At 59.6% G+C, this 20,334-nt stretch carries 22 protein-coding genes; 16 read left to right on the top strand and 6 right to left on the bottom strand.

The features are described 5' to 3' along the window. Positions 1–3: 3 nt before the first annotated feature. Positions 4–945 (bottom strand): alpha/beta fold hydrolase, encoded by a 942-nt coding sequence (locus BM364_RS10130; RefSeq protein ID WP_139232567.1) that lies wholly within the window; start codon positions 943–945, stop codon positions 4–6. Between the two features lie 210 nt (positions 946–1,155). On the opposite strand from BM364_RS10130, the gene dapA reads away from it, so the two are divergent. Beyond that, a complete protein-coding gene (gene dapA / locus BM364_RS10125; protein WP_092424199.1) occupies positions 1,156–2,031 on the top strand; it encodes a 4-hydroxy-tetrahydrodipicolinate synthase in 876 nt (291 codons plus the stop codon). A gap of 59 nt (positions 2,032–2,090) precedes the next feature. Beyond that, the gene (smpB, locus tag BM364_RS10120) at positions 2,091–2,591 is read left to right on the top strand and encodes an SsrA-binding protein SmpB (RefSeq protein ID WP_092424197.1); all 501 of its coding nucleotides are present in this window, start codon (positions 2,091–2,093) and stop codon (positions 2,589–2,591) included. A 34-nt stretch (positions 2,592–2,625) separates the two neighbouring features. On the opposite strand, the gene BM364_RS10115 is transcribed toward smpB, so the two are convergent. Then, the gene (locus tag BM364_RS10115) at positions 2,626–3,177 is read right to left on the bottom strand and encodes a LabA-like NYN domain-containing protein (protein WP_092424196.1); all 552 of its coding nucleotides are present in this window, start codon (positions 3,175–3,177) and stop codon (positions 2,626–2,628) included. 219 nt (positions 3,178–3,396) lie between these two features. Between BM364_RS10115 and rpoZ the strand changes: the two genes are divergently transcribed. The 9 genes from rpoZ (at position 3,397) to BM364_RS10070 (ending at position 12,910) form a co-directional block, all read left to right on the top strand. After that, positions 3,397–3,765: a DNA-directed RNA polymerase subunit omega gene (rpoZ, locus tag BM364_RS10110; protein ID WP_035081556.1), complete on the top strand. Its 369-nt coding sequence runs from the start codon at positions 3,397–3,399 to the stop codon at positions 3,763–3,765. A 150-nt stretch (positions 3,766–3,915) separates the two neighbouring features. Then, positions 3,916–6,201, top strand: coding sequence for a RelA/SpoT family protein (locus tag BM364_RS10105; RefSeq protein WP_092424194.1), 2,286 nt, complete (start codon positions 3,916–3,918; stop codon positions 6,199–6,201). A gap of 24 nt (positions 6,202–6,225) precedes the next feature. Next, a complete protein-coding gene (gene acpS / locus BM364_RS10100; protein ID WP_092424192.1) occupies positions 6,226–6,645 on the top strand; it encodes a holo-ACP synthase in 420 nt (139 codons plus the stop codon). Between the two features lie 31 nt (positions 6,646–6,676). Next, positions 6,677–7,468: a signal peptidase I gene (lepB, locus tag BM364_RS10095; RefSeq protein ID WP_092424190.1), complete on the top strand. Its 792-nt coding sequence runs from the start codon at positions 6,677–6,679 to the stop codon at positions 7,466–7,468. Further along, positions 7,468–8,175: a ribonuclease III gene (gene rnc, locus BM364_RS10090; RefSeq protein ID WP_092424188.1), complete on the top strand. Its 708-nt coding sequence runs from the start codon at positions 7,468–7,470 to the stop codon at positions 8,173–8,175. The genes lepB and rnc overlap by 1 nt, the downstream gene beginning before the upstream one ends. Further along, positions 8,172–9,095 (top strand): GTPase Era, encoded by a 924-nt coding sequence (gene era / locus BM364_RS10085; protein WP_092424186.1) that lies wholly within the window; start codon positions 8,172–8,174, stop codon positions 9,093–9,095. Before rnc ends, era begins: the two co-directional genes overlap by 4 nt. An 18-nt stretch (positions 9,096–9,113) precedes the next feature. Then, positions 9,114–9,824, top strand: coding sequence for a DNA repair protein RecO (recO, locus tag BM364_RS10080; protein ID WP_092424184.1), 711 nt, complete (start codon positions 9,114–9,116; stop codon positions 9,822–9,824). Between the two features lie 308 nt (positions 9,825–10,132). Then, positions 10,133–12,436, top strand: a complete 2,304-nt coding sequence (gene parC, locus BM364_RS10075; RefSeq protein WP_092424182.1) for a DNA topoisomerase IV subunit A — start codon at positions 10,133–10,135, stop codon at positions 12,434–12,436. 165 nt (positions 12,437–12,601) lie between these two features. After that, positions 12,602–12,910 (top strand): Dabb family protein, encoded by a 309-nt coding sequence (locus tag BM364_RS10070; RefSeq protein ID WP_092424180.1) that lies wholly within the window; start codon positions 12,602–12,604, stop codon positions 12,908–12,910. Between the two features lie 168 nt (positions 12,911–13,078). Here BM364_RS10070 and BM364_RS10065 read toward each other — a convergent pair whose 3' ends face one another. Both BM364_RS10065 and BM364_RS10060 read right to left on the bottom strand, forming a co-directional pair. Beyond that, a complete protein-coding gene (locus tag BM364_RS10065; protein WP_092424178.1) occupies positions 13,079–13,810 on the bottom strand; it encodes an arginyltransferase in 732 nt (243 codons plus the stop codon). Between the two features lie 59 nt (positions 13,811–13,869). Continuing rightward, on the bottom strand, positions 13,870–14,382 hold the full coding sequence (locus BM364_RS10060; protein ID WP_175528559.1) for an RDD family protein: 513 nt from the start codon (positions 14,380–14,382) through the stop codon (positions 13,870–13,872). A gap of 147 nt (positions 14,383–14,529) precedes the next feature. Between BM364_RS10060 and BM364_RS10055 the strand changes: the two genes are divergently transcribed. Continuing rightward, the gene (locus BM364_RS10055; RefSeq protein ID WP_092425281.1) at positions 14,530–15,468 is read left to right on the top strand and encodes a DMT family transporter; all 939 of its coding nucleotides are present in this window, start codon (positions 14,530–14,532) and stop codon (positions 15,466–15,468) included. Here the strand turns inward: BM364_RS10055 and hemB are convergent. After that, positions 15,465–16,478, bottom strand: coding sequence for a porphobilinogen synthase (gene hemB, locus BM364_RS10050; RefSeq protein WP_210186423.1), 1,014 nt, complete (start codon positions 16,476–16,478; stop codon positions 15,465–15,467). The two genes, BM364_RS10055 and hemB, sit on opposite strands and share 4 nt — an antisense overlap. Positions 16,479–16,583: 105 nt before the next feature. On the opposite strand from hemB, the gene BM364_RS10045 reads away from it, so the two are divergent. From BM364_RS10045 to BM364_RS10030, 4 genes are all read left to right on the top strand, one after another. Then, complete coding sequence (locus BM364_RS10045; RefSeq protein WP_092424172.1) at positions 16,584–16,973, top strand: DUF6163 family protein; 390 nt, start codon at positions 16,584–16,586, stop codon at positions 16,971–16,973. A 334-nt stretch (positions 16,974–17,307) separates the two neighbouring features. Beyond that, the gene (ldtR, locus tag BM364_RS10040; RefSeq protein ID WP_092424170.1) at positions 17,308–17,817 is read left to right on the top strand and encodes a transcriptional regulator LdtR; all 510 of its coding nucleotides are present in this window, start codon (positions 17,308–17,310) and stop codon (positions 17,815–17,817) included. 274 nt (positions 17,818–18,091) lie between these two features. Further along, positions 18,092–19,351, top strand: coding sequence for a L,D-transpeptidase family protein (locus BM364_RS10035; protein WP_175528558.1), 1,260 nt, complete (start codon positions 18,092–18,094; stop codon positions 19,349–19,351). Between the two features lie 132 nt (positions 19,352–19,483). Continuing rightward, complete coding sequence (locus tag BM364_RS10030; protein WP_092424166.1) at positions 19,484–19,693, top strand: DUF6898 family protein; 210 nt, start codon at positions 19,484–19,486, stop codon at positions 19,691–19,693. 106 nt (positions 19,694–19,799) lie between these two features. Here BM364_RS10030 and BM364_RS18610 read toward each other — a convergent pair whose 3' ends face one another. Beyond that, positions 19,800–20,252 (bottom strand): BA14K family protein, encoded by a 453-nt coding sequence (locus BM364_RS18610; RefSeq protein ID WP_092424164.1) that lies wholly within the window; start codon positions 20,250–20,252, stop codon positions 19,800–19,802. Positions 20,253–20,334 lie beyond the last annotated feature (82 nt).

The following is a 20,334-nucleotide window of genomic DNA, read 5'->3' as shown; positions in this document are numbered from 1 at the left end:
GAGCTAGGCAGCGCGTTTGATTGCGTCGCGCGAAACGCGCGTGACGAAATCGGCCACCGCCTCGATTTCCTCGTGCTGGTCAAACAGGGCAGGGGAGCCTTGGCCGGCGATCGTCAGCGCTTCTGCGTCGGGTCGTCGCTTGACCATCTCCTCGAAGGTTTCTCGTCGCAACTGGTCGGTAAGTTGGGTACGCAACATCATCAAGGGCAGGCTCTTTAAAGCCTCAAAGAGCGGCCACTGTGGCTCCAGCACGTCGCCGAGGCCGATCTTGGCAAGGGGCGCTAGAATCCGCTCGTCAAAGAGCGGCCGCAGCCGTCCTCGTTTGTCCATTGTGTAGCTGCGTTGCGCCAGGGCATCGAGTTGCTCCCCGGAAAGGTCGGGATAGTCGCCCGCTAGCATTCGTCGCAGTCCGGCAGTCACGCGCTTTGCGCCGCGCAGGGTGCGAATGTGCTCAAAGTTGTTGCGCAATCGTACGATCCCGCGTGAATCCACGACTGGTCCGGCATCCAGCAGTACCAGGCCGGCGATCAGCAGGGGGTGCCTGGCTGCCAGTGCCATGCTGACCTGTCCGCCGTGTCCCTGAGCCAGAAGGATCGATCGGCGAATGCCGAGCGCCGCAAGAATGTCAGCGACATCTTCGGCGTCGGCAAGCGTGCCGTAATCGGCGTCCCGCTCCCGGTCATCGGCGCGTCCGCGGCCAGGCAGGTCAACCAGCACCAGAGGCCAGTTCTCGCCTTTGCGGCGCCTGAAATAGTCAGCCAGCCCGATGAAGTCACTCATGTTTCGCTGAAGCCCGGAAAGGCAAATCAGCGGCAGGGTGTGTCCCCCGAGAGGTGCAGTAAGGTGAATTGCAGCACGCACACGCGGATTGCGCGTCGCAACATACTGCACTGGCAAACCCGCAAATGCAGCGTGCTCGTCGGGTACAAACCTGGGCTTTCTCACGCTGGCTTTCCCCTCTGGCTGTTCGTCTCATCATAGCTAGCGCGAAGAACAGCGCAGGCATAGTGCCGCGGCTCGGGCAAAGCGTTGATTGCGACAGAACTGCCATCTGCCTTGTGACATGCAACGGTTGAAAGTATGGTGCGCGAGGGTCGGTTGGCCCAAATGACATGACAACCCGGCTGAGGCCGGCAACAGGGAATATCGACGAAAATGCTGCGAGGTTCGATTACGGCACTCATCACCCCCATGCGTGACGGGGTTGTGGATGAGAAAGCCTTCGCCAGCTTCGTCGATTGGCAGATCTCGCAGGGCACTCACGGCCTCGTGCCTGTCGGCACCACAGGCGAAAGCCCCACGGTCAGCCATGAAGAGCATCGTCGCGTTGTGGAAATCTGCATCGAGGTGACCGGCAAGCGCGTGCCCATCGTGGCCGGCGCGGGGTCGAATTCGACGGCCGAAGCGGTCTCACTTGCCAAGTTTGCTGAGTCCACCGGCGCCGATGCGGTTCTTTCGGTTGTGCCCTATTACAACAAGCCCAATCAGGAAGGGCTATTTCAGCATTTCTCTGCAGTGGCTAGAGCAGTCGGCATCCCGGTCGTCCTCTATAGCGTGCCGGGCCGCACGATCGTTGATCTGAGCGTCGACACCATTGCCCGGCTACGCGATGCCCATGACAATATCATCGGTGTCAAGGACGCCACGGGCAATCTCGAACGCGCGACCGCACAGCGCGTGAAGCTCGGGTCCGACTTTATCCTTCTCTCAGGCGACGACAGCACAGCCCTAGGGTTTAACGCGCATGGTGGTCACGGCTGTATCTCGGTAACCGCCAATGTGGCACCGCGCCTTTGCTCGCAGATGCAGGAGTTTTCCCTCGCAGGCGATTTCAAGGCAGCGCGCGAGATCAACGACAAGCTCTCGTTTCTTCACAAGGATCTTTTCATGGAGCCTAATCCGGCTCCGGCAAAGTATGTGGCCAATCGGCTCAATCTTTGCGCCAACGAGATGCGCCTGCCCCTCACGCCGATCAGCAAGCCCACGCAAGACGCCATGGACTTTGCAATGGCCCATGCGGGTCTTATCTAGAAGCTTTACCTAAGCGATGCGGGCCGGTGCTCTGCACCGGTTTTGCATTCAAGAGAGCCATGGCACAGCAAAAGAACGACAAGAACAAGAATGGGTGGATCAGTCACGGTCTCGTGGCTGAAAACCGTCGTGCGCGTTTCGATTACGAGATCGGGGAAACTATCGAAGCGGGGATTGTACTGACAGGTACGGAAGTGAAGTCGCTTCGGCTCGGCAAGGCGCAGATCGCCGAATCATACGCATCGCCGGAGCAGGGCGAACTCTGGCTGATCAACGCTCACATCCCCGAATATTTGCAGGCCAATCGCTTCAATCATTCCGAAAAGCGTCCGCGCAAGCTCCTCGTTTCCAAGAAGCAGCTTGCAAAGCTGGATCAGGAAGTTTCGCGCGCCGGCAACACCATTGTCCCACTCAAATTGTTCTTCAACGACCAAGGCCGTGCCAAGCTTCTGATCGGGCTCGGAAAAGGCAAGAAGAACTACGACAAGCGTGCAACAAGCCGCGATCGCGATTGGAACCGCGACAAGGCTCGCATCATGAAGGAAGGTGGGCGGGGATAGGGTTGGGTTTCATTCAGAAGCCCTTCACTCCAGACTAAGCCTCGGTCGGCCTCTGCACCTGCGGCCGACCGACAGTTTTGGCAAGTTCGGCCACATCCATGAAGAAGTCTGCCTGGCGGCGCAGGTCGTCCGAAATCATCGGAGTAGAGGTCGATAGCGTCGACACCACGGTGACGCGCTTACCCTTGCGCTGTAGCGCAGCCACAAGCGCCTTGAAATCGCCGTCGCCGGAAAACAGGATCAGGTGGTCATAATAGGATGAGAGCTCGAGTGCGTCGACGCAAAGCTCGATATCCATATTACCCTTGATCTTGCGTCGCCCAAGCGCGTCGGTGAACTCCTTGGCAGGCTTGGTGACCACCGTATAGCCGTTGTAGTCGAGCCAGTCGATCAGCGGCCGGATCGAGGAATATTCCTGATCTTCCACCAGTGCGGTGTAGTAGTTTGCGCGGAGAAGATAGGCCTTGGAACTGAACTCGCTCAACAGTTTACGGTAATCGATATCAATCCCGATCGCCTTGGACGTCGCGTAAAGGTTTGCACCATCGATAAAGAGGGCAATCTTTTCACGGGGATCTACGGCCATCGTCTGAATATCCTCTAAAGTAAATAGTCCGAACAAATCTCGATTGGTCACGAGCTGGGCGCGAAATCTGCACCCTCGTATGTCGTCAAATAAATTCATGTTCCGTATATTTAGCCCCTACGCATTACGCAAGCCGGTGCGCTGATTCCCGTTGCGGGTTGCGCTGGCTGCAAGCGTAGTGTATGCGAAGACTTTATCCCCACAAGTTTGGAGACGTTCGTGGCACGCGTCACCGTTGAAGACTGCATCGAGAAGGTCGACAATCGCTTCGACCTCGTGCTCATGGCCGCTCATCGTGCGCGCATGATTTCCTCTGGCGCTCAGATCACTGTGGCGCGTGACAACGACAAGAATCCGGTTGTTGCCTTGCGCGAGATCGGTGACGGCACCATTTCGCCGGACGACCTGCACGAAGATCTGATCCATTCGCTGCAGAAATATGTCGAAGTGGACGAGCCCGAAAGCCACGCCGCTCCGCTCATCGAGAGCGCAGGAGACGATGACTCGATCAACTTCGACACGATCAGCGAAGAAGAACTCTTGCGCGGCATCGAAAGCCTGGCGCCGCCAGAGCGCCGCGACGACTAAGTCGTCTGGCACTGTGTTTCAAGCACCCTCGGCATTGCCGGGGGTGTTTTGTTTCAGTTGGGTCCTTCGTCCCTCACTTAGTTCAAGCCCGACTCTTCCCATTTTCATTCGACGCGCTAAGTATGGATCTATCCGAGAGCGGCGACTTCCATGATGCGTCAGTATGAGCTCGTCGAACGCGTTCAGGCTTACAACCCGAACGCCGACGAGCAGTTGTTGAATAAGGCCTATGTCTACGCCATGCAAAAGCATGGCTCGCAAAAGCGCGCCTCCGGCGACCCCTATTTCAACCATCCGCTCGAAGTGGCCGCGATCCTGACCGAGCTCAAGCTCGACGATGCCTCCATTGCCGTCGGACTTTTGCACGACACAGTGGAAGATACCGATGCGACTCGGGCCGAGATCGACCAGATCTTCGGCGGCGAGATCGCGACCATTGTTGATGGCCTCACCAAGATCGAGCGACTCAATCTCGTCAGTCGCGAGGAGGCCCAGGCCGAAAACTTGAGGAAGCTGCTTCTCGCCATTAGTCAGGACGTGCGCGTTCTCTTGGTCAAGCTGGCGGACCGGCTGCATAACATGCGCACGCTCCAGTTCATGCGCGCTGACAAGCAGCAGCGCATCGCACAGGAGACCATGGATATCTATGCCCCGCTCGCCGGCCGCATGGGTATGCAGGACATGCGCAACGAGCTGGAAGACCTCAGTTTCCGCATCCTTCAGCCCGAGCACTACAAGGCCATCACCGAGCGGCTTGACCTGTTGCAGGTCGAAAATCGTGAGGCGATCGACACCATTACGCGCGAATTGACCGACAGGCTTGCTCTTGCAGGCATCACGGCGCGGGTAAAGGCGCGGGTGAAATCACCCTATTCCATCTTCGCCAAAATCCAGCGCAAATCCATAGCGCTTGAGCAGCTGTCCGACATGATCGGCTTTCGCGTGATCGTGAGTTCCCTGCCGGAATGCTACACGACCGTTGGGCTGATCCATACGACTTGGAAAGTCGTGCCCGGCCGCTTCAAGGACTATATCTCTGTCCCCAAGCACAACGACTACCGTTCGATCCACACAACCATCGTCGGCCCTAGCCGGCAGCGAGTCGAATTGCAGATTCGCACTGAAGAGATGGATCGCATCGCCGAGTTCGGTATCGCCGCACACGCACTCTACAAGGACGGCTCGTCTGCCAATCTAGGTCGTATCGAGAACGAGTCGCAGGCCTATGGCTCGCTGCGCCAGACCATCAGCCATCTCACCTCCGGCATCTCGGCCGAAGATTTCCTCGAATATACCAAGCTTGAACTCTTCCAGGATCAGGTCTTTTGCTTCACGCCGCGCGGGCGCCTCATTGCCCTGCCGCGGGGCGCGACACCGATCGACTTCGCCTACGCGCTTCACACCGATATTGGCGATACCTGTGTCGGGGCGAAGATCAATGGCCTGATCCTGCCGCTCGTGACGCAACTTCGTTCCGGAGATGAAGTCGAAATTCTGCGGGACCAGAACCATCGCCCGCCGAGCAACTGGATCGGCATCGCCGCAACGGGCAAGGCCCGCGCCGCCATTCGCCGCGCTGTACGCCAATCGTCCATGCAGCGTGCATATGCCTTGGGCGAGCACGTGCTGAACATGATGCTCGAGCGTGAAGGCGTGATGCTCGACGACAGCGAATCGAAGACTCTGGCCGAAGAGCTGGCGCAGCCTGGACGGCGGGAACTGCTGGTGGCTGTGGGCGAAGGTAAAATCGGCAGCGAGGACCTTGCCAATGCCCTGGCCAAGGTCAAGGGCATCCGCAAGCGTCGCCGCAAGCTCGATCTGCCGGTCGCTGACACGGCTGACGGCTGGTTTGCTCTGCGCGCGACCGATCAGTTCAAGTTCCGCGTGCCGGGCGGGCAGCATGCCGGTGTGAATGCCAAAGCGGCATTGGCACAACTCGATTTCCATACGCCTGTCGCGACCTCGGGTGAGGGCGTTGTCCCGGGCGATCGCCTGGTGGGCATTCTGGAGCCGAACGCGCCCCTCACGGTCTATCCCATTCATTCGGATGCTCTGATCGAAAAGCACGATGTGGATGTCGCCTGGGTCGATGTGCGCTGGGATGTCGCGGCGACCGAGGACAAACTCTACGCCACTGTGATTTCGATGGAATCGGTCAATCGGCCAGGCTCCCTCGCCCAGATTTCATCGGCCATTGCTGCATGCGACGCCAATATCAACAATCTCGTCATGCGAATGATTTCGCCCGACTTCCACCAGATGATCTTTGAAATCGAAGTGCGCGATCTTGCGCAACTCACCGATGTTCTGGCAACGCTCAAACGCAGCCCCGGACTCTCCGCAGTCCAGCGGGCAGGCCTTCGAGAGGCGGGAATGATTTCCACCCTCGAATGGGATGGTAAGGTCGACAGGAGTGCGCGCCGTGACGAAAGATGAATGTTACACTCTCGAAGTTCGCCCATGATCATTGGCCTCGGCTCCGACCTGATCCAGATTCATCGCGTCGCCAACACCATCGAGCGCTATGGCGAGCGTTTCACCAATCGCTGCTTTACCGAGATCGAGCGCAAAAAATCCGATCGCCGGGCGCAGCGCGCCGCATCATACGCCAAGCGTTTTGCCGCCAAGGAAGCGTGTTCCAAGGCGCTTGGAACCGGCCTTAGTTTCGGCGTCTATTGGCGGGATATGGGCGTGGTGAACCTGCCTTCGGGCAAGCCCACGATGAAACTGACCAATGGCGCCGCGCGCGCCCTGGAGCGCCTTGTCCCCCCCGGCCACGAGCCCCATATCCACATCACCATCACAGACGATGCAGGTCTTGCCCAAGCATTCGTCATCATCGAGGCACTGCCGGTTGACCCATCCCGGTCGAGCGTCTAACGCTCACCGCAGCGCTGATCCTGGAAGCTAAATGACCCAACCTGCCGATAAGTCCGTCAAGAAGTCCGCTGCGAGCGAGTGGTGGGATACTTTCGTGGTCATTGTCGAAGCACTGCTGATTGCGATCGTGCTGCGCTTTTTTCTGTATCAGCCCTTCTCGATTCCCACGGCCTCCATGCAGCAGACGCTGATGATCGGCGATTACTTCGTCGCCAACAAGTTTGTTTGGGGTTACGGCAAGCACTCATTCTCGCTTGGTCGCTACGGCAATTTCACCTTGCTCGATTTCGAGCTGCCGATCAGCAATCGCATCCTGGGCCGCGACCCGAACCGCGGCGATGTCGCGGTTTTCCGGCCTGTTCCGCAGGACATGGAATATATCAAACGCATTGTCGGCATGCCGGGCGATCGGATCCAGATGCAGGCAGGGCGCCTTTATATCAACGGCACAATGGTCGAGCGCGAGGAAATCGGCACAACGACCGATGTCGACAGCAATGGCGATGCGCGCCAGGTCACCGTGTACCGCGAGACGTTCCCGGAAGGAACCAGCCACACCATCCAGGAAATTTCCGATAACGCTCCGCTCGACAACACTCCTGAATATGTCGTGCCCGCCGGCCACTATTTCATGATGGGCGACAATCGCGATCGCTCCGCAGATAGCCGTGTCCTTGCTCAGGTCGGTTATGTACCTGCGGTCAATCTGATCGCTAAGGCCGAGGCGCGCTTCTTCTCGATCCAGGACAACATTCCGCCTTGGCAGATCTGGCAGTGGCCGGCCAATGTGCGCTGGGACCGTATGTTCCAGCTCGTGCACTGATGGCGCGGCACAAGCCCAATCTTGACGCATTGCAGGCGCGGCTCGGACATCGCTTCGCCGATCTGGATCTGCTTGCCCGGGCGCTGACCCATTCGAGTGCGGTTTCCCCTGGCAAGCGCGTCGATCGCTCATATCAGCGGCTCGAGTTTCTCGGAGACCGGGTTCTTGGTCTCGTCGTCGCCGACATGCTCTATACTCGTTTTCCCAAGGCCAATGAAGGCGAACTGAGCCGGACGCTCAACACCCTGGTGCGCAAGGAAACCTGCGCAGTGATCGCGCGACAGCTTGATCTTGGCCGGGAGATGTTTCTTGGCGAGAGCGAGGCACGCACGGGCGGCGCTGAAAAGGAAGCCATTCTCGGCGACGTGACGGAAGCCATCATCGGGGCCATCTATCTCGATGGCGGGCTCGAAGCGGCGCGGGTGTTCGTCGAAAAGCACTTCGAGGAATTCATCGCCGACGGGCAGACCCATCGCGCCGATGCCAAGACGACTCTTCAGGAATGGGCACAGGCGCGCGGCCTCGAGCCGCCAACTTATGTGCTGGTCGAACGCACCGGCCCCGACCACGCCCCCGAATTCACCATCGCCATTGATCTCGTTGGTTTCGACCGGATTTCCGCGACTGGCCCCAGCAAGAAGATTGCCGAACACAAGGCTGCCGAGGAATTCCTCATGCGCCAGAAGGTTTGGAAGGACCGTCAATGACCGAACCTGTTGACCTTGCCAACACTGCCTGCGGCTTCATTGCTCTGGTCGGCGCGCCCAATGCCGGCAAATCGACGCTGCTCAATTCTCTAGTTGGCACCAAAGTGTCGATCGTTACGCACAAGGCGCAGACGACGCGCAGCCAGGTTCGTGGCGTCCTGACGCTCGATCAGACCCAGCTCGTCTTTGTCGATACGCCGGGCGTCTTCGCGCCGAAGCGCCGGCTCGATCGCGCCATGGTCGACAGTGCTTGGGGCGGGGCGGGGGATAGCGACATCGTCGCTTTCCTGATCGATGCCGACCGCGGCATCACGCCCGATATCGAGCTGCTGATCGAGGGCCTTGAAAATATCCGCCAGCCCAAGGTGTTGATCATCAATAAGATCGATACCGTCAAGCATGAAAGCCTGCTTGCACTATCCAAGGATCTCAACGAGCGCCTGCGCTTCGAGACAACCTTCATGCTGTCTGCGCTCAAAGGGCACGGGGTCAAGGATTTCATCGACTGGTGCGTCAAGCATGTGCCGCCCGGCCCCTGGCATTTCCCCGAAGATCACCTCACCGATCTGACCATGGCCATCACCGCAGCCGAAGTGACACGCGAAAAACTCTTCCTGCGCGTTCATGACGAGATCCCCTACACCTCGACCGTCGAAACCGAGAGCTTCAAGATCCAGAAGGACGGGTCCTATAAGATCGACCAGGTGGTCTATCTTGCGCGCGAGAGCCACAAGAAGATCGTGCTGGGCGCCGGCGGCCAGACCATCAAGGCGATCGGTGCAGAAGCACGCAAGGAGCTGATGGAGATGTATGAGGTGCCCATTCACCTCTTCCTCTTCGTCAAGGTGCGCGAAAAGTGGGCCGACGATCCCGAGCGCTATCAGGAAATGGGGCTCGAATTCCCGCACGAGAAGAAATGAGCGCGTGGCCGGGCAAGCATGGAATGGACCGGTGAAGCCCTCCTGATCGGCGTGCGCCGCCACGGTGAAACTAGCGTCATCGCCGAGGCTATGGTTGCAGGTCGTGGGCGTTATGCCGGCCTTGTGCGCGGCGGCCGGTCGCCGAAGCTCGCGCCAGCGCTGCAGATCGGCAATACGATCCAGGTAACCTGGCGTGCGCGTCTCGAAGATCATCTCGGCACCTTCGTGGTCGAGCCGTTGCAAAGCCGGGCAGCCGAGCTCATGGCCGACAGGACGCGGCTTTATCTCGTGCAACTCGTTTGCGACCACCTGCGGCTGCTCCCGGAACGCGACCCCCATGATCGGCTTTTGGGCCAGGCGTTGTCTTTGCTTGATCATGCTCCCGATGGCGCGGCGCTCGCACGCTTCGAACTGGCGCTGCTTGATGAACTCGGCTTTGGCCTCGATCTGACAAGTTGCGCATCGACTGGCGCGACAACCGATCTGACCCATGTGTCGCCAAAATCGGGCCGTGCCGTATCCCGCGCCGCGGCGGAGCCGTTTAAGGACCGTCTGCTCAAGCTGCCGAGCTTCCTCCATGCGCGCGGTAACGCCTCGCCGGACGCCTTGCGCGACGCCTTCCGGCTCACCGGATATTTTCTTGATCGCCATGTCTGGAGCGCGCGGCAGATGGAGTATCCGGCGATAAGGGATGGGCTGGTAGAATTGCTAAGCAAGGAGAGCCACTGAGCTGTTCCCTTCTCCCCTGAGGGGAGACGGTGGCCCGGAGGGTTTGGTAAACGGATTCGGCCGCGATGCTCGCCCCTCACCCTAACCCTCTCCCCAGAGTGGCGAGGGGGATTAGATCCAGTTTGATGCAAGACTTGATCGCAACCGCCGGCCCAGTCCCCTCGCCCCTCTGGGGAGAGGGTTAGGGTGAGGGGGCTTTCTTTAGGCTCAGACCCGGCAATCCCCAACAAATCCGCCGCTTTCCTGTCGTTTTCCGCGCGTGCCGCTATACTGTCTTCCTGATTCGTTCCCCCTGAACTGAGCACCGCATGTCAGACGACGCAGATACCCTTCCGCCGCCAGACGATCAGCGCATCGTCGATCTCAAGCAGGCGCTCGAAGAGCGGTATCTAAGCTATGCGCTGTCTACCATCACCCAGCGTGCGCTGCCCGATGCCCGCGATGGCCTCAAGCCCGTCCACCGGCGCATCATTCACGCCATGCGCCTGCTGCGGCTCGATCCGGGGCAGGGCTATAAAAAGTCCGCGCGCATCGTCGGCGACGTGATCGGTAAATTCCACCCGCACGGCGATCAGTCGATCTACGATGCCCTCGTGCGCCTCGCCCAAGATTTTGCGCTGCGCTATCCGCTGGTGGATGGACAGGGCAATTTCGGCAATATCGATGGCGATAGCGCCGCGGCTATGCGCTATACCGAAAGCCGCATGACCGAGGTGGCGACCCGTCTTCTCGAAGGCATCACCGAAGACGCCATCGACTTCAAGCCCACCTATGACGGGGAAGACGAGGAGCCGGTTGTGCTCCCGTCCAATTTCCCTAACCTCCTCGCCAATGGCTCGACCGGCATCGCCGTCGGCATGGCGACCTCGGTTCCGCCCCACAACATCGTCGAGCTCTGCAACGCGGCATTGAAGCTCATCCACAATCCGGCAGCGACGACGGACGAGCTGGTCCACGCCGATCTTTCGGCACCGCCAAGCATGGAAGATCTTGTGCGCGGGCCCGATTTTCCAACCGGGGGACACCTGGTCGAATCCCGATCGTCCATCGTCCACTCCTACGAAACCGGCCGCGGTGCCTTTCGCCTGCGGGCCGTTTGGCACAAGGAAGAAAAGGGCAGGGGCGTCTACCAGATCGTCGTCACCGAAATCCCCTATGGCGTGCAGAAGTCGCGTCTGGTCGAAAAGATCGCCGAACTGCTGCTGGCCAAGAAATTGCCGCTGCTCAAGGACGTGCGCGACGAAAGCGCCGATGATATTCGCCTTGTGCTCGAGCCGCGTGCCGGCACGGTCGACGCCGTCATACTCATGGAGCAGCTGTTCAAGGTTTCAGAGCTTGAACTGCGCTTCCCGCTCAATCTCAATCTCCTCGACAAGGGCACGACGCCGCGCGTCATGAGCCTTGCCGATGCGCTGCGTGCCTGGCTTGACCATCGCAAGGTCGTGCTGGTGCGCCGGAGCGAGCATAGGCTTGAGCAGATCGCCAATCGCCTCGAAGTGCTCGAGGGCTATATTGTTGCCTATCTCAATCTTGACGAGGTGATCCGCATCATCCGCGAAGAGGATGACGCCAAGGCCAGTCTGATGGCAACGTTCGACCTGACAGACAATCAGGCCGAAGCCATCCTCAACATGCGGCTGCGGTCTTTGCGCAAACTCGAAGAGATCGAATTGCGCAAGGAGCACGCGAACCTCACCGCCGAACAGGGCAAGCTTCAGGCGCTGCTTGCCTCGGACAAGCGCCAGTGGGGCGAGATCGCCAAGCAGGTCGAAGCGCTCAAGAAGGCCTATCCGCTGTTTGAAGCCGATGACACGACGCCGCATCACCTGGGTGCTCGCCGGACCGTGTTCTTTGACGCACCAACGGCAGACGCCGCCGAAATCTCGGAAGCCTTCATCGAGCGCGAGCCGATCACGGTCATCCTTTCGGAAAAGGGCTGGATTCGCGCGCCCAAGGGGCACAATGCGCCGATCGACGAAAAGGGGTTCAAGGCCGGGGACCGGCTCAAGCTCGCCATCAATTGCGAGACCACAGACAAGCTCCTGATGCTCACGACCGGTGGCAAGGTCTATACGCTCGGTGCCGACAAGCTGCCAGGCGGTCGCGGCCAGGGCGAGCCCGTGCGCATCATGGTCGATATCGACGAGGGCCAGGATATCGTTGGGCTCTTCGTCTACAAGCCCGGCGCCAAGCGCATCATCGCCTCGTCGGCCGGATATGGGTTCATTGTCGGCGAGGACGATCTCGTTGCCAATACCCGCAAGGGTAAGCAGATTCTCAATGTTTCTTTGCCCGAGGAAGCAAGGCTGATTGTGCGGTGCGACGGCGACCGTGTCGCCGTCATTGGGCAGAACCGAAAACTTCTGGTTTTCCCCATGGCCCAGCTCGCAACGATGACGCGCGGCAAGGGCGTGCGCCTGCAGCGTTACAAAGATGGCGGTATTTCCGACATCAAGACCTTCTATGCCGCAGATGGCTTGACCTGGACCGATAGCTCGGGCCGCACCTATTCCAAACCTACGGAAGAGCTGACCGACTGGCTGGGCGACCGCGCCTCAGCCGGCCGCCAGCCCCCCACAGGCTTCCCGCGCAACAATAAGTTTGTGGGATAATCGGCGTGGCACCGGGCATGATTCGCCGCCCCCGTCATGGCCGGGCTCGTCCCGGCAATCCATCTCATCTCCGCATGGACTACCCGGACAAGCCGGGTAGTGACGGCTACCGAGAGATGTGCAAGCTTAAGCTTTTCACCCTAACCCGCTCACAGGACTCGTAAAATGATCCGCCACTGCGTTTTCGTTCGCTTTCGTCCTGACGTGACAGGTGAGGAGCGCACCGCCATCTACGCCGAACTTGAATCACTGCGTGAAGTCGTGCCGGGCTTCCTCGCTATGTCCTCGGGTCCCAACGTGTCACTAGAAGGGCTGCATCAGGGCTTTGCCGATGGCTTCACCATGGACTTCGCTGATGAAGTCGCCCGCGATGCCTATCTTGTCCACCCCGATCATAAGGCGGCGGGCGCGAAGCTGGTTGCCGCGCTGGACGGAGGGCGGAACGGCCTGATCGTGTTTGACATCGTGGTTTGAGGGGGGCCTCATTCTTGTGAACGCTCTTCCTGACGCTCGGAGCGCAGGGCAGCCCCAAGAATAGACGCGGCCCATAGGATCTGACAGCGTCATCTCTTTGTGGTTCGATGCCTGGCGCTTCAAGGCACTTTACCATAAGTGCCACTAAGGCACCTCTCCGTCTGAAGCTCAGTCCTCAAGCCTTAGCCAGCCCGCATGCCCACTCTGGACCTCAAGGGGGCGGAACTGGGCTTTGTAGGCCATCTTAGGCGACTCCTTGACCCAGTAGCCGAGATAGACATAGCTCAGGCTGGCGGAACGCACCTGCGCTATATGATCAAGGATCAGAAATGTCCCGAGGCTGCGATGCGCAAGATCCGGATCATAGAACGAATAGACCATCGAAAGCCCGTCCGGCATGACGTCGGTGAGGGCGACAGCCACAAGCGGCTCCTCTGGATGATCGCGCAGGCGATACTCCACCAGAACTGATTGCACTGGCGTATCCTCGACCATGTACTCGTAGTCTTGGTAGGACATCGAGGTCATGCCGCCGCCCGAATGGCGCGATTCGAGATAGCGCTTGAAAAGGTCGTACTGCTCCACAGTCGCCGTAGTCGGGCGAACGGCGATGGAGAGGTCGCAGTTGGTGCGCAGCACGCGCCGGAAGCGTGCGGACGCTGCAAATTCGCCAGCAACGATCCGCACCGATTGGCAGGCATTGCACCCTTCACAGGCCGGCCGATAAATCAGGTTCTGGCTGCGCCGGAAGCCATTATCGCTCAGCACATGGTGCAGCGCTGACGCACGGCGTCCGCTGAGATGGGTGAACAGTTTCCTCTCCATATGCCCCGGCAAATACGGGCAAGGCATGGCTGCGGTCAGGAAAAGCTGTGTCGTCTCTGGTGACTGGTCGGTCATTCAGGACCCGTTGCTGCAATCGGGAGAGCTTACCCCTCCTCGGCCCGCGCGGCAATGTTTCAATAGGAAGGGGCGCTGCGCGCGTGCTGCCAGTGGCGGATCATGGGCGAGTGCCGGACCATCAGCGTACCCACGATCAGATCGTGGATCATCTGCCGCCGCGGCGTGAACAGCGCAAAGGCCAGGGAAATCGGCCATGAGATCCAGAACGTCACCCAGAAGAGCAGTGCGTGCAAGATCGCCATCCAGCCATCAAGCGGTTGGCCGCGCGTTGGGGTAAGGACAATGTCAGTCATCTGCATGCCTACCGTCGCCCGCCGAGAGGACCCAAGCGTTATGGCATAATAGGCCACGACGACGCCCGGCACGACGAAGACCAGCGCAGCCCAGGCAAGACCGAAAGTCAGAAAGCCCAGAATGCCGCCCACGAGAAAGGCAGCGAGCACCAGACAGCCCATGATGGCCAGATCGATCAGATAGGCGATCACACGCCGCGTCAGAACGCCTTCGAAGAGTTCTGGTGCCGTGGCCGGATCGGGCAAATAGGGGCGGTTGGCATAGTTCTGGGTCATGGCACACAGATTGTTATGGTCTGGGCCAACTGCAAGAGGCGCGCGGACCATTTCGGCTGGGCGCATGGAGCATGAACGCCTATCATGGGCAAGCCCCCCACTTTTGGCGAGTCGCGGCTGTTGCTGGGCTCTTGCCCCCGGATCAAAATGTCGACCTCTTCTGCTGCCCCTGCGCCGCTGTCCGATCAGCCTTTGCGCGGACTTGCCCTGATCGTTGGTGCAACGATGCTGTTTGCTTATAGCGACACAACCAACAAGCTGCTGGTCACCGACTACAACGTGCCGCTGGTCATGGCGGTGCGCTACATCACCCATGCGCTGCTAATGATCGCCATCGTCGCGCCCTTCCATGGGCGCACGATGGTGCGCGCCACGCGCAAACGCCTCGTGTTGCTGCGGGGCGGGTGCCTTGCCATCGCTTCTGTGCTGATGGGCTTCGCTCTGCAACGCATGCCCGTGGCCGAGGCGACTGCTATCGTTTATCTCGCGCCTGTACTGGTCATTTTGCTTTCAGGGCCGCTCCTCAATGAAAAGGTCGGCTCCGGCGCCTGGATTGCCGCAGCGCTCGGGTTTTCAGGGGTGCTGCTGATCGCGCGCCCGGGTGGCGGTCTCGATCCCTGGGGCATAGCCTTCGCCCTCGGCAATGTGGTCCTGGCGGTGGGATACAATCTGCTCTCGCGCGTTCTTGCCCGCACCGAACATACGATTACCATGCTGTTCTACACAGCCCTCGTGGGCTCGATCCTCTTTGGCCTGCTATTGCCCTGGACGCTCTATGGCGCCGTGCCCACGCCTCTTCAGGTCTTCCTCTTTGTCGGTCTCGGGGTATCCGCCGGTCTTGGACATTACCTCTTCACCCAGTCCTATCGTTATGCTCCTGCCGCCATTCTGGCTCCGATGAACTATCTTCACCTCGGCTGGGCAGCATTGTTCGGCTGGCTGGTTTTCGGCCATGCGCCGGACCCTATCGCCATGGCAGGAATCGGGCTCGTGGCGGCTGCCGGGATCGTCAGCGCCACCATGGCGCGAAAGCGGCCGCCGCCAGCGCGCGAAGAGGCGGCCGCCACCCCCGAGGAGGCTGGCTAGCGGCCGAGCCTGCGGGCCATCTCAAGTGCGTAATAGGTCAGGATGCCGTTTGCACCCGCGCGTTTGAATGCCCAGAGGCTCTCGAGCGCGGCCGCGTCGCGATTGATCGCGCCGGCCGCCCCGGCCATCTCGATCATCGCGTATTCTCCGCTCACCTGATAGACATAGATCGGGACGTTGAACGTGTCCTTTGCCCGCCGCACGATGTCGAGATAAGGCATGCCCGGCTTGATCATCACGCTGTCTGCCCCTTCTTCGATGTCCTGCGCAATCTCGCGCAGGGCCTCGTCGGAATTGGCATAGTCCATCTGATAGGTGCGCTTGTCACCCTTGAGCCGGCTGCCCGATCCTACTGCCTCGCGGAAGGGCCCGTAAAAGCAGGACGCATACTTGGCCGCGTAGGACATGATCTGCACATGCTCGAAACCTTCCGCATCGAGCGCCGCTCGCAACGCGCCAACGCGCCCATCCATCATGTCGGATGGCGCGATGATGTCCGCACCGGCCCGAGCCTGGACCAGAGCAGAACGGACCATTGCGGACACCGTTTCGTCATTGAGGATTTTTCCATCCCGCACGAGACCATCCTGGCCGTCACTCGAATATTCATCGAGCGCCACATCGGCGATAAGCCCGATGTCGGGAACCGCTGACTTGATCGCCGCAAGTGCGCGGCACATCAGATTGTCGGGGTTGTAGGCCTCGGCACCGTTCTCCGAGCGCAGGTGGTCGGGCGTATTGGGAAAAAGTGCCAGCGCAGCGATACCGGCATCGCGCGCGGATTTTGCGGCATTCACGAGGAGATCGATGGAGAGGCGATCGACGCCGGGCATCGTCTTGATCGCTGTCTTTTCGTTCTGACCCTCGATGACAAAGAGCGGCCAGATCAAATCGCGCGGCAACAACTCGGTTTCCCGAACCATGTCGCGGCTCCACGCACTCTGGCGCAGGCGACGCTGCCGGCGTCCGCCAAGAAAGGACATGTCGTGCTTGGGCCAGTTCTGCGTCATATCTTCCTCGCTCGCGTGTCGGGACTCGGGTGCTCCATAGCAGTGGCGCCTGGCGTCTCCAAGCCGCCGCTTGTCGCACCGGGGTCTCTTGCCGTAATGAGAGGCATGCTGTCCAAGTCACCTCATCTCGGTCTCTATCTCCGCATCGTAGCGCTCCTGAGCCTGGCGCTTGGGCTCAACGATGCCGCACGGCTGTTGGGAATCAGCTTGGGCGAGACGAGCCCTCTGGCTGTGCTCGGGCCAGCCGGCTTTGTTCTTCTGGCGATCTTCTCGCTGGCGCGGCTGTTTGCCGGGGTCGGCCTGTGGCTCAAGGCAAGCTGGGGCGCCGTGCTTTTGGTGGGCGCCACTGCTGCCGAACTGGCGCTCTACATCGGTGGCAGCAACGATATCAGGATGACAGCCATTGGCTTCGCCATGCGGGTCGTCCTCTTGATCGCCGTCGTCGTGATCTTCGCGCTCGCGTTCCGCTTCACGCGGGCTCAGGCAGCGGACTGAACTTTTCCACTGGTATTCGGCTCAAATATGGCCGGTCGAAATAACCCTGTGCCAGCGCTCAACCGATAACGAAAAGGCGTCCTCTCGCAGCGGACCGTCCGGAGAGCCGCCCCTTGTGTTGAAACAGTCCACCGGCAACTGGTGCCGAGCGCTGTTTACGCCTCGGAAAGGTTACAACTTTATGCACCGGTGTGACGATCCGTTAAGCCAAATTCTCATTGCTTTCCAGTAAGATGGCATTAAGCGTGCTGTTTAGGTGGATCTTAGTCCGGCCGTCGTAGTTTGGCCTCATGAGATGCGAAAAATCGCACGCAGAAAAACAGTGAGGCACACTATGGCAACCAAGTCGAACGCAGCTGAGGCCCTTGTTCCGAACCGTCCGGAAGGTCTCAAGCCACTTTATCTCGAAGCCGTTTCCCGCGTGGAGCGTCTGCACCGTCGTCTGCTCGATCTGATCAAGGACGAGTTCGACCGCATGGGCTGGGATGACATCAATCCGGTTCAGGCGCTGCTGATGTTCAACATCGGCGACAGCGAATTGACCGCAGGTGAACTGCGTTCGCGCGGCTACTATCTTGGCTCCAACGTTTCGTACAATCTCAAGAAGCTGGTCGAGACTGGTTACATTTTCCAGGAGCGTTCGCGCACGGATCGCCGTTCGGTTCGCATCCGCCTCACCCCCAAGGGCGAGGAAGTGGCTGAAGTGATCGACGAACTCTATGATCGTCACCTCAAGTCTATCGATAAGGTCGGTGGCCTTGGGGACGAGGAGTTCGACAACCTCAACAAGTCTCTGGCTCGCCTCGAGCGCTTCTGGGTCGACCAGATCCTTTACAAGCTCTAAGGGGCAGGGGAGCAATCCCCGAACAACAAAATTGGCGTGCGGATGGTGGTACGTGTTGCCTCCGCGCCACATCCGCTGCACAGACGCCGGCCAGTGGCCGGCGTTTTCTTATTTGTGCCGCAAACCAGGCGCAGCGGCTTACCAGCTTTAAACCATTTCTCGACGAATGCTTGCGCATGCTGTGATGGTTCACAAGGCGTTGACCGCCGTTGTGGAGCAAAGGTTGACAATGGTAATCGCGCCTGTGGTGGCGACAGATTTCTGGGTGACGAAAATGCGGTTGAATCGACGGTCCTTCCTGCAGACCATGGCTATTGCCGGCGCTACCGCTGCGCTGCCGACTTTGGCGCGCGGCCAGGAAAACGAGTCGATCTGGGATATGTTCGCTCGCAACCGCGTGCTGCGCGACGTCGATCAGGGCGGGGCGACGGCAGCTGCCGAAGCGCTCATCTCGACCAATGAGCCCATCCTGTCTTATGACACGGTCTACAACCTGCAGCTTGCCATCTCGCAATACGAGCCATTCGTGGCCGCTGGCGGCTGGGAAACGATTCCGCAGGAGGCCTATGGCCTCAATCTGGGCAAGGCGTCCAAGCACGTCGTCAACCTCAAGCGCCGCCTGATCTCGTCGGGGGACATGGCGCTGGTTGAAAACGTCAACGATGTTTTCGATGGTGCCACCGATGCCGGCGTTCGCGCCTTCCAGGCGCGCCACGGTCTCGTGGTCAATGGTCAGGTCGATGAAGCGACCTGGTATGCGATGTCTGTGCCCGCACAACAGCGCCTGCAGCAGCTTTACCTCAACTATACGCGCGTCCAGAACATGGCCGCCAAGCTCAACCCGCGCTATGTGGTCGTCAATATCCCGGCCGCGACGATCGAGGCGGTGAATGACGGCATGGTCGAGCAGCGTCACACTGCGGTCGTGGGTCGCGTCGATCGCGCGACCCCGATCATGGCGAGCAATATTCACCAGATCAATTTCAATCCCTATTGGCATGTGCCCAAATCGCTGGTTCGTCAGGACTTGACCAAGTACATGCTGGAAAACCCGAACTATCTCACTGAGCAAAACATCTTCATTTACGATGGCAGCAACAAGGTCGATCCGCAGTCGATTAACTGGGCCAATATCAGCGATCGTGAAGTGAACTACATGTATCGCCAGGAGCCCGGCGCCGCCAACTCCATGGGTCACTGCAAGATCAACTTCTACAATCCCTATGACTGCTACCTGCACGACACGCCCGGCAAGGCTCTGTTCGGCGAAAACGCGCGCTTCCACTCGTCCGGTTGCGTCCGCGTGGACGGTGTTAATCAGCTCGTCAATTGGCTGCTCCGTGACAATGGCGACTGGGACCAGAACAAGGTCGATACCACCTTCGACGCGCTGCAGCGGCTCGACGTTGAGGTTAAAGCGAAGGTGCCGATCCACACCACCTACATCACCGCCTGGGCCAATCGTCAGGGCACCGTCAGCTTCCGTGATGACGTTTATAAATTCGACGAGCAGGGCAAGGTCAGCTTCGCCTGATGGCCGCCACGTGCATTAGATCCCCGCTCCGGCGGGGATTTTTGTGTCAGTGTCTATGTCGTCTGCCACACGCTTATTCCGACTCCGCCGCCCCTGCCTTTGCTGTTATGCTATCCTAGAGATGGAGGGCCCATGTCCGGCGGCGTGCTTTTCGAATTCGTGCAAATGGGTCAAGTGATGCGTGTCGCCGCGATCGACGAGGCGACCGGCACCGAGGTGTTTATCGTGGCACCCGTTAACGCAACGCGGCTGCAGATGGAGCGCGTCGCCATGGCAAAGCTCAGGCGAAAACTGGGTGAGCAACAACCCATCCCCAGCAGGCCGAGTGGACGCTATGCCTGACGGAAAAAACGCGGCGCGATAGGCGCTGGATCTTCTCTACCTCCCCGCCGAAAAACGACGCGGCCGCCTCGAGAGGCAGCCGCGCACGTCGTCCTGTCGTTTGGGCCTAGAGGCGGCACTGATGGCGAATGCCGTCATAGCCCAGGAAAGTGTTGGTCTGAACATCGTAGGACCGATAGCGGGCCTGACAGGCTGCTACGTTCACCTGGCTCGGTGCGCCGCGATAAACAAGCGTGTCGTTGCGGTTGTTATTGCTGTTGGCGATGATCGAACCTAGAGCTGCGCCGAAGGTGAAGCCGAAGATCCCGGCTGCAATATTGTCGATTGAAGAGCGGCGCGACGAATAGAAGTTGTAATATTGGCGATCATTCCAGCCGCCGCGGTAGAAGCTGCGGCAGTCGCGATCCCTCGGGTTGCGGTCGCAGTAGGTCTGGATCACCTGGTTGCGCTGATTGAGGGTCAGGGCAGGGGCGTCATAGGCCTGGGCCGGCGCAACGGATGTCAGTGCGGTCAGTCCGCTGATTGCGACTGCGCTGATCGTGGAAACAAACTTGGTCATGGTGTTCTCCTCCGCGTCCAAGTTGATCCTAAATCACGGGGCGGACGCGCTTCATCATCGACATGTAAATGAAGATTTCGCG

This window comes from Devosia crocina (genome assembly GCF_900116545.1).
GTDB lineage: Bacteria > Pseudomonadota > Alphaproteobacteria > Rhizobiales > Devosiaceae > Devosia > Devosia crocina.
The sequence above is the reverse complement of the archived record's forward strand: the minus strand, read 5'-3'. Positions and strand labels throughout refer to the sequence as shown.

Coding starts and splice junctions, on each gene's coding strand:
- BM364_RS10055 (WP_092425281.1), top strand. CDS start 14,530: ATGTCGACCTCTTCTGCTGCCCCTGCGCCGCTGTCCGATCAGCCTTTG.
- BM364_RS10060 (WP_175528559.1), bottom strand. CDS start 14,382: ATGACCCAGAACTATGCCAACCGCCCCTATTTGCCCGATCCGGCCACG.
- BM364_RS10070 (WP_092424180.1), top strand. CDS start 12,602: ATGATCCGCCACTGCGTTTTCGTTCGCTTTCGTCCTGACGTGACAGGT.
- BM364_RS10045 (WP_092424172.1), top strand. CDS start 16,584: ATGCTGTCCAAGTCACCTCATCTCGGTCTCTATCTCCGCATCGTAGCG.
- lepB (WP_092424190.1), top strand. CDS start 6,677: ATGACCCAACCTGCCGATAAGTCCGTCAAGAAGTCCGCTGCGAGCGAG.
- BM364_RS10105 (WP_092424194.1), top strand. CDS start 3,916: ATGATGCGTCAGTATGAGCTCGTCGAACGCGTTCAGGCTTACAACCCG.
- BM364_RS10065 (WP_092424178.1), bottom strand. CDS start 13,810: ATGACCGACCAGTCACCAGAGACGACACAGCTTTTCCTGACCGCAGCC.
- rnc (WP_092424188.1), top strand. CDS start 7,468: ATGGCGCGGCACAAGCCCAATCTTGACGCATTGCAGGCGCGGCTCGGA.
- smpB (WP_092424197.1), top strand. CDS start 2,091: ATGGCACAGCAAAAGAACGACAAGAACAAGAATGGGTGGATCAGTCAC.
- parC (WP_092424182.1), top strand. CDS start 10,133: ATGTCAGACGACGCAGATACCCTTCCGCCGCCAGACGATCAGCGCATC.
- BM364_RS10115 (WP_092424196.1), bottom strand. CDS start 3,177: ATGGCCGTAGATCCCCGTGAAAAGATTGCCCTCTTTATCGATGGTGCA.
- recO (WP_092424184.1), top strand. CDS start 9,114: ATGGAATGGACCGGTGAAGCCCTCCTGATCGGCGTGCGCCGCCACGGT.
- era (WP_092424186.1), top strand. CDS start 8,172: ATGACCGAACCTGTTGACCTTGCCAACACTGCCTGCGGCTTCATTGCT.
- BM364_RS10035 (WP_175528558.1), top strand. CDS start 18,092: ATGCGGTTGAATCGACGGTCCTTCCTGCAGACCATGGCTATTGCCGGC.
- ldtR (WP_092424170.1), top strand. CDS start 17,308: ATGGCAACCAAGTCGAACGCAGCTGAGGCCCTTGTTCCGAACCGTCCG.
- acpS (WP_092424192.1), top strand. CDS start 6,226: ATGATCATTGGCCTCGGCTCCGACCTGATCCAGATTCATCGCGTCGCC.
- hemB (WP_210186423.1), bottom strand. CDS start 16,478: ATGACGCAGAACTGGCCCAAGCACGACATGTCCTTTCTTGGCGGACGC.
- BM364_RS18610 (WP_092424164.1), bottom strand. CDS start 20,252: ATGACCAAGTTTGTTTCCACGATCAGCGCAGTCGCAATCAGCGGACTG.
- BM364_RS10030 (WP_092424166.1), top strand. CDS start 19,484: ATGTCCGGCGGCGTGCTTTTCGAATTCGTGCAAATGGGTCAAGTGATG.
- dapA (WP_092424199.1), top strand. CDS start 1,156: ATGCTGCGAGGTTCGATTACGGCACTCATCACCCCCATGCGTGACGGG.